Annotated in this window: 6 protein-coding genes; 2 read left to right on the forward strand and 4 right to left on the reverse strand. The window is 63.1% G+C overall.

Going from position 1 to position 7,597, the window contains the following annotated elements:
* The 3 genes from AC629_RS21170 to AC629_RS21180 all read right to left on the reverse strand — a co-directional run.
* A partial coding sequence (locus tag AC629_RS21170) for an FAD-binding oxidoreductase (RefSeq protein ID WP_210419082.1) occupies window positions 1-884 on the reverse strand: 884 nt, incomplete at its 3' end.
* Between the two features lie 16 nt (window positions 885-900).
* The gene (locus AC629_RS21175; RefSeq protein WP_245331941.1) at window positions 901-2,523 is read right to left on the reverse strand and encodes a thiamine pyrophosphate-binding protein; all 1,623 of its coding nucleotides are present in this window, start codon (window positions 2,521-2,523) and stop codon (window positions 901-903) included.
* Window positions 2,524-2,827: 304 nt separating this feature from the next.
* Window positions 2,828-3,715 (reverse strand): LysR family transcriptional regulator, encoded by an 888-nt coding sequence (locus tag AC629_RS21180; RefSeq protein WP_084806941.1) that lies wholly within the window; start codon window positions 3,713-3,715, stop codon window positions 2,828-2,830.
* 97 nt (window positions 3,716-3,812) lie between these two features.
* Here AC629_RS21180 and AC629_RS21185 point away from each other — a divergent pair, with 97 nt between their 5' ends.
* Both AC629_RS21185 and AC629_RS21190 read left to right on the forward strand, forming a co-directional pair.
* Complete coding sequence (locus AC629_RS21185) at window positions 3,813-6,050, forward strand: CehA/McbA family metallohydrolase domain-containing protein (RefSeq protein WP_168195547.1); 2,238 nt, start codon at window positions 3,813-3,815, stop codon at window positions 6,048-6,050.
* Between the two features lie 9 nt (window positions 6,051-6,059).
* On the forward strand, window positions 6,060-7,151 hold the full coding sequence (locus AC629_RS21190; RefSeq protein ID WP_084806943.1) for an NAD(P)/FAD-dependent oxidoreductase: 1,092 nt from the start codon (window positions 6,060-6,062) through the stop codon (window positions 7,149-7,151).
* On the opposite strand, the gene AC629_RS21195 is transcribed toward AC629_RS21190, so the two are convergent.
* A partial coding sequence (locus tag AC629_RS21195; RefSeq protein WP_143199318.1) for a UTRA domain-containing protein occupies window positions 7,148-7,597 on the reverse strand: 450 nt, incomplete at its 5' end. The genes AC629_RS21190 and AC629_RS21195 overlap by 4 nt on opposite strands.

Genomic DNA, 7,597 nt, shown 5'->3' on the forward strand with positions numbered 1-7,597 from the left:
ATCTGGCGTGGCCTTTCCAGATTAACCGATATCGAACTCGGCGCCGAAATCGGAGCGGCTGGAAATGTGGGTAATTGAAAGCTTCGCCGGACATGTACTCGAACGACCGGATCGCGGTCTCGTCCTGCTGGCGGAAGCGCCGGAACAGCGCCAGCGCAGCGTCTTCGTCGCGGACCGTGCACAGCGCCAGCGCACTCGTCGTTGCCCCGGGGAAACAACCGCAGCGCAGCAGCAGTGATGATTCCGAGCGTGCCCTCGCCGCCGACGAACAGATGGCGCAGGGCGTATCCGGTATTGTCCTTCCGGAGCCGCCGGAGACCGTGAATGATCTCCCCATTGGGCAGCACCACTTCGAGCCCGAGCATCAGCTCACGCGCGTTGCCGTATCTGACTGTCGTATTGCCGCCGGCATTGGTCGACAGCACGCCACCGACAGTGGCCGAGCCTTCCGAGGCCAGCGACAGCGGGAAGTAGCACTCCGCCGCCATCGCCGCGTCCTGCAGATTCTTCAGGATGACGCCGGCTTCCGCGACGATGGACATGTCTAGCGTGTCGATGTCGCGGATCCGGTTCAGCCGCAACATCGAGACCACGACCTGATTGACGCTGGCATCCGGCGTTGCACCGCCGACCATCGATGTACGACCGCCCTGGGGCACCATCGCGATGCCTGCCGCAGCCAATACTTTTACCGCCTGCGCCAATGCCGCCGTGGAATCCGGCTTGATCAGCGCGGCAGCCGCTCCATGATAGAGCGACCGCCAATCCGACAGATGAGGAGCAATCTCGTTCTGGTCGACGCTCACGCCGCGCGAACCCAGAATCTGCGACAACTCTTCCAGCAAACCCGGCGACAACGCATCAACCGATGTAACCGACGGCATCAGAGATCCTCTCTGGTCACTTCATCACGGGAGCCGGGAAGCTCCTGATCTCGACATTCACGCAGGCCGGACGTCCGCTCGCGATGGCTCGTTCGAGCGCAGGCACAAGGTCGTCGAATGTCGTGACATGCTCGCCATGGCCGCCGAGCGCCTCGACCACGCGATCGTACCGCGTCAGCAGCAGATCGCAGCCATGCGCACGTCCCTTGCCATAGGCACGCAGCTGAAGCTGATGCTCGGCATTCCAGGTGGCATCGTTACCGATGACCATGACGATCGGCGCATTGTGGCGAAGCGCGGTGTCCATCTCGGCGAAATGGAAGCCGAATGCGCCATCGCCAGATACGGCGATCACCGTGGCATCCGTGGCGTGCCGTGCGCCGATCGCGAACGGCGCGGCGCCACCGATGGATGCCCCGACGCCATTGATGAGGCGACGATTGCCGGTCTGGATCGTCTGCGGCCACTGCGGGATTTCGCCGCCATCACAGATCAAGACGGCATCCGGGTGACGCTTCAGCACCGCTTCCAGTCCGCGGCACAGTTCGGCGGGGTGAAGCCGGCCCTGCTCCGCACTGTCCTCACCGGGCCACGCAGCGGGGCGATAGGCGACGGCGGCAGCAACTTCTTCGGACCACGACGCACGGGCAACCGTCGCCGGCGCTTCCGTCGTCAATCCGCGCACGACAGCGAGCGGATCTGCCTGCAGCGCAAATACCAGGCGCTTTCCTTGCTCGCGCTTCGCCCGCTCGATCATGCCGACATCGGGATCGACCGCCACGAAACTGGCGTCCTGATGAATGAACGGCGCCTGACCGAACTTGATGGTCTGATCGTGGGGCTTGCCGAGAAGCATGACCAGATCCGCCTTGGCGAGAACCTGCGCGAAACGGCCCAGGCTGGGATCGTTGATACCGCGTGGGCTTTCCATGCCGATGATCGGCACACCAAGCTTGGCCGCCGCGGCCTGGAACTCGGAAGACGCCGGGGCACGACAGAGCCAGGGCCCCGCGAGCAACATCGGGCGTTCGGCCTTCTGCAGCGCGGCTATGATGGGCGCGATATCCGTAGGCTCGGCAACGGCTGGTTCGGGGATGAAGTCGGCGGCGGTCGGCCACAGATCAGGCGTGTCCTCGAACGTCTCCTCAAGCAGATCGACGGGAAGACTCATATGCACCGGCCCCGGACGGCCCGACATAGCCAGACGGATACAGGCTGCCAGCTGGTGTCCCATGCGGCGGGCATCGCTCGCCGTAATCGATGCCTTGCAGACCGATGCGGCCATCTCGGCCTGCTTCATTTCCTGAAATGCACCGCGTCCCAATTCCGAGAGACCCGCATGACCCGACAGCAACACGAGAGGCGCGTCGGCCGCGAGTGCCGTCGGCAACGATCCCAGCGCATTGGCATGTCCCGCACCGCTCGAGACGAGCGCGATGCCACAGGCGCCGCTCAGTCGAGCCCAAGCGTCGGCCATATAGACGGTCGAAGCTTCGTGTCGGGTATGAATGAGGTCGAGTTTGGTACCGATCGCCGCATCATAGATCGACATGATGTGGTTGCCAGTCAGCGCGTAGATTTTCGTGCTACCGGACAACTCAAGGGTACGTGCAATAAGATCGGCGCCGCGGATCAACAAATCACTCTCCTTTTCGTCGGCACTGAACGATGCCTCCCGAACCGGTCGCGTGTGCCGATGGCGCGTTTGCATCCTGGTCGAGGCCAGCGATCGGGAACGGACAGTTCCTTGAAACGCGGCCGGCCAAACATGAAACGGCTATGCGACGACGATCTCGGTCAGGCTGAGCAGTCCGCCTGTTGCGGACCTGGTTCGAACATCGTGTTCGAACCACGGCCGCACGGATTTTATCCGCCAGCGGACACACGGCGTCCAATCAGGAATGGAGCGGCAACTATTCGATGGCGTTATATGTCGGAAGCAATCAGACGGCCGCCTTGAGCAATTGGGACAGGCGCGTGGCCGCAGAGGACAGCTCCCGCCGCCGCGGCACGAGGATCGCAACCGGCCAGTCCAGCCCGCCGGGGAAGGGACGCGCATCCAGTCCGAGATGCGCGAATTCCGCTGCAGTAGCCTCATCGACCATCGCGATGCCGGCGCCGGCGAGGCTCGCCCGGCAAGCCGCACGCTGATTGCGGAATTCGCAGACGATGCGCGGCCTGACGCCGGCGGCCGCGACCGCCGCATCGAATGTCGTCCGGAACGGATTGTCCTGCGGCATCGCCAGGAAGGGACGATCAAACACGTCCCAGCCCGGCTCGTCCGGTGCCGTGCCCGGCGGAAACACGAGCACGGCCCGCCGACGCCCAATGGGGCGGGCATCGACGGCTTCGGACCCGACGAAGGTCGTTCCCACGCCGAGATCGAACTCCTCCAGCGCCAGACCGCCGAGAATCTCGGGCATGCTGGCAACGGCGGACTCCACGCGCATCAATGGATTCTCGGCGAGAAAACGTCCGATTGCTTCCGCGACGAAGCCATCCGAATAGACCGCGAGGGATACGACGCGCACCATACCGGTGGCATGGCGCTTGATCGCCACCGCAGCTTCGGCAATCGTCTCGAGACCGCTGAAACTGCGCTCGACGGCCGCCAGAAAATGCTCGCCGTCGGAAGTGAGCACGAGCCCGCGCGCGCGACGCTCGAACAACGGGAAGCCGACGGCCCGTTCCAGCTCGGCGATCAATCGCGAGACGGCAGGCTGGGTGAGGCCGAGCGACTGGGCCGCGGCCGTCGCGGTATGGACGGTCGCCGCCGCGCGAAACGCCTCGATCTGGCGCAGGGTCAGCCGCAACTTATCAGGTCTATGCATGGTTTGTGACCGTATTCGAATTGGATCACATGCGTATCATGCCGCAGATTGAACGGAGTGAAAAAATTGCAGGACCCGTTTGATGCATCGCGTAGGATTGACCGATTACAACCAAGACAAGATCGGCACAGCACGTATTCTCGACTCCCAGCCGCGCGTTGCTGGCTCGTTTACTGAACTCGTTCTCGTATATACGGCCGGACCCTATGGCGTCGACGATACCGGCGGCATCCAGGTCACGTTCCGTTTCGCCTCGGATATGGGAACGCCTCAGTTTACCGATCCGAAAGCTGCGAATTTTGTCTCCGCCGAGGCTTCGAACGGCGCGATCCTCGCGCTCACCTATGACGTCAAGGGGCATCTGCGCCCCTGGGACAAGACGCTCCGCGTCAAGGTCGCCCGTGGCTTCCTGAAGGAAAACGATACGATCACGCTGCGGTTCGGCGACCGGCGCCAGGGCAGCCCCGGTATCCGGATGCAAACCTTCTGCGAAGCGCCGTTCCAGATCAGGACGCTGGCCGATCCGTTCGCCACGCTGAACTGGTGCGAGGTGCCCGAGCAACCGTCGATCGCCATCATACCAGGCGAAGCCGCTGCGTGGCGCGCCGTTCTGCCAACGATCGTGGCGCCGAACGTCCCATTCTCGCTCGGCATTCGCGCCGACGATGCTTGGGGTAATCCAACCGGAAATGTAGGCGGCACCGTCCTCGTCGAAGCAGCGTCCGGGAAGATCGAAGGCCTCCCGCGCGAAGTGCGCATCGAGGGTGGCGCCCGCAGCGCGCTGATCTCGAACCTCACCGTGTCTCAGCCGGGCGAAATCTCGGTGACCGTATCCCGGGCCGGCGAGACGCTCGCAGTCTCCAATCCGGCACGGGTGCAACAAGGCGAATTGCGTCACGCCTGGGCCGATCTTCACGGCCAGTCCGGCGAGACCATCGGCACCGGGACTGCGCGTGAATTCGCGGAATTCGCCCGTGACCTCGCCTTCCTGGATGCCATGTGCCACCAGGGCAACGACTTCCAGATCACGGCGGAGTTCTGGAAAGCACTGAACGAACTCACTGCCGAGATGGATGAGACCGGCCGTTTCGTGTTCATTCCCGGCTATGAATGGTCCGGCAACACCGCGCTGGGCGGTGACCGCAACGTGCTCTATCTGCACGAAGGCGAAACCATTCATCGCAGCAGCCACGCGCTTGTCGGCGAACTAGCCGACCTCGAGACCGATGCATTCGACGTCGCCGCGCTGTTCGACAAGCTGCGCGGGCGCGAGGCGATCGTCCTCGCCCATGTCGGCGGACGCTATGCCGATATTTCGGGCCGCTTCCACGACCGCGCGCTGCAGCGCGCCGTCGAAGTTCATTCGGACTGGGGCACGTTCGAATGGCTCGCCGATGATGCCTTCCGCGACGGGCTGCGTGTCGGCATCGTCGCGAATTCCGACGGACACAAGGGCCGCCACGGTGCGTCGCATCCAGGCGCCTCGATGTTCGGCGCGTTCGGCGGCCTGACCTGTCTTCTCGTTCCCGAACTCTCGCGTGCCGCCGTGTTCGACGCGCTGCGCAAGCGTCATCACTATGCGACCACCGGCTGCCGTCTCTATCTCGATGTCGGTGTCGAGCTGGATGCTGCAGGCGAGTTGCATCATGAGGATCCGGCTCTGGGTGGCAAGGGCGTTGCCAGCACGACCAGCGCCAAGATGGGCGACATCATCGTCGGAGGCGGCAAGCCGACCTTCCGCCTGACGCTGTCGAGCGCTTCGCCCATCGAACGCGTTGAATTCCGTAATGGCAGTTCGATCCTCGAAACCTATCGTCCCTACGCATCGCAGCCGGTCGGCAAGCGCCTGCGTGTTCTTTGGGAAGGTGCGGAATACAGGGGACGCGGCCGCCAGACGATCTGGGACGGTCATGCCACGGTGGCAGGCAACACGTTGACGGCGATTCGCCCGATCAACCGATGGAATCTCGACAAGCGCTGCGAGCTGACATCTCCGGAATGCGTCGAGTGGACCGCGGTGACGACTGGCGGCTTCGGCGGCTTCGAGGCAGATCTGTCCGGCACCGATGGCAAGCTGCACATCGAGACCCCGCACGGCACGGCAGATGTCGATATCGGGAATGTGGGCTTCGAACCGTTCGTCCTCGATTGCGGCGGCCTGGATCGCAAAGTCAGCGTGCAGCGCCTTCCTGACGACAATGACTGCTGGGCCATTGAGCTGACGCGCAGCTTCGAACGAAGCAGCTTGGGCGACACGGCTCTGTGGGTTAAGGTCGTCTTCGAGGACGGTAACGCTGCGTGGACCTCGCCGGTCTATCTCGTTCCCGCGTCTTGAGTCGTAGCCATGGACGCTTTGGTCATAGGCGCGGGCGTGGTCGGTCTTGCGACCAGCCGCGCCCTCGCTCGGCGCGGCTGGACGGTCATCGTCGCCGAAGCGTCCGGCTCCTTCGGATCAGGCGTGTCATCGCGCAATTCCGAAGTGATCCATGCCGGCATGTATTATCCGGCAGACACCCTGCGCGCAGTCCATTGCGTGCAGGGCGCCCGCCTGATGTACGATTTCTGCGCAACATACGGCGTTCCGCACCAGCGCCGCGGCAAACTGATCGTTGCGACCTCCGAAGATCAGGTCGCGCAACTCGAAATCATCAAGGCTCGCGGCGATGCAAACGGCGTGAGAGGCCTTCGGCTCATTTCAGCGACCGAAGCACGCAAGCTTGAACCGAACCTTGCCTGCGTCGCAGCGCTGCAGTCACCCGACACCGGGATCATCGACACGCATTCCTTCATGCTGGCGCTCGTCGGTGATATCGAGGCCAATGGCGGCACGCTCGCTCTTCGCTCGCCGGTGGAACGGCTGACGCGAGATACATCCTGGACTGCGCATTTCGGCGGGCATGAACCCGGCTCCATCGCCTTCGATGTCGTCGTCAATGCTGCCGGTCTCGGCTCGCAGCCGATCGCCGCGAGCACGGAAGGTTATCCGGCCGCGCAAATTCCCGAACAATATCTCTGCAAAAGAAGCTATTTCAGCTATGGCCGCCCCGCAGCCTTCAGCCGGCTGATCTATCCGGTGCCCTCACAGGGCCTTCTCGGCATCCATCTCACACTCGACATGGCCGGGCGCATGCGTTTCGGGCCGGATATGGAATGGGTGAACGAGCTCGACTACCGGGTTAATTCGGCACGCGCCACGACATTCTACGACGCTGTCCGGCGCTACTGGCCCGGGCTCCCTGACGGATCGCTCATTCCGGACTATGCCGGGATACGCCCACGACTGACCGGACCGGGCGAAGCAGCGATGGATTTCCGGATCGACGGGCCGCTACGGCATGGACTGCCGGGACTCGTTGCTTTGTTCGGCATCGAAAGCCCCGGCCTGACCTCCAGCCTCTCCATCGCCGAACAGGTCGTCGATACGCTGGAGCGCTAGGAGCCTGCCCGACGCGTCGAAGCAGAACTCTTGCGCTTCATCGGCTGCGCCCGCTGGGCCCTACTTTTCCCCTTGGGAATCTCGATCTCGGTTTCAAACACTACGAGATCGCCGCGATAACGCCCGACACCAAGATAGATGATCCGACCCTGATCATCAGTGACGACCCGGCGCACCAGACCAACCGGCGCATTCGGATTGATGCCGAGCTGGCGGCTTGTCTTGAGGTCGGCGACGGCGATTTGAAACGTCTGCCGCATCGATCGAATCTGCAGATCGGCGATGTCCTGCAAATTCGGAATCACCATTTCCGTATCGAACTTTTTCGGGCTCTTCAGATAGGTTCGCCGATCGAGATAGATGTCCAGAATGCAATATGGCTGGTCATGCTGGATATGGATGCGCCGCATGTAGCGGTAGTCGCCGGTGGACAGCCCGTCCTCGGT

Source organism: Bradyrhizobium sp. NAS80.1 (assembly GCF_001908205.1).
Lineage (GTDB): Bacteria > Pseudomonadota > Alphaproteobacteria > Rhizobiales > Xanthobacteraceae > Bradyrhizobium.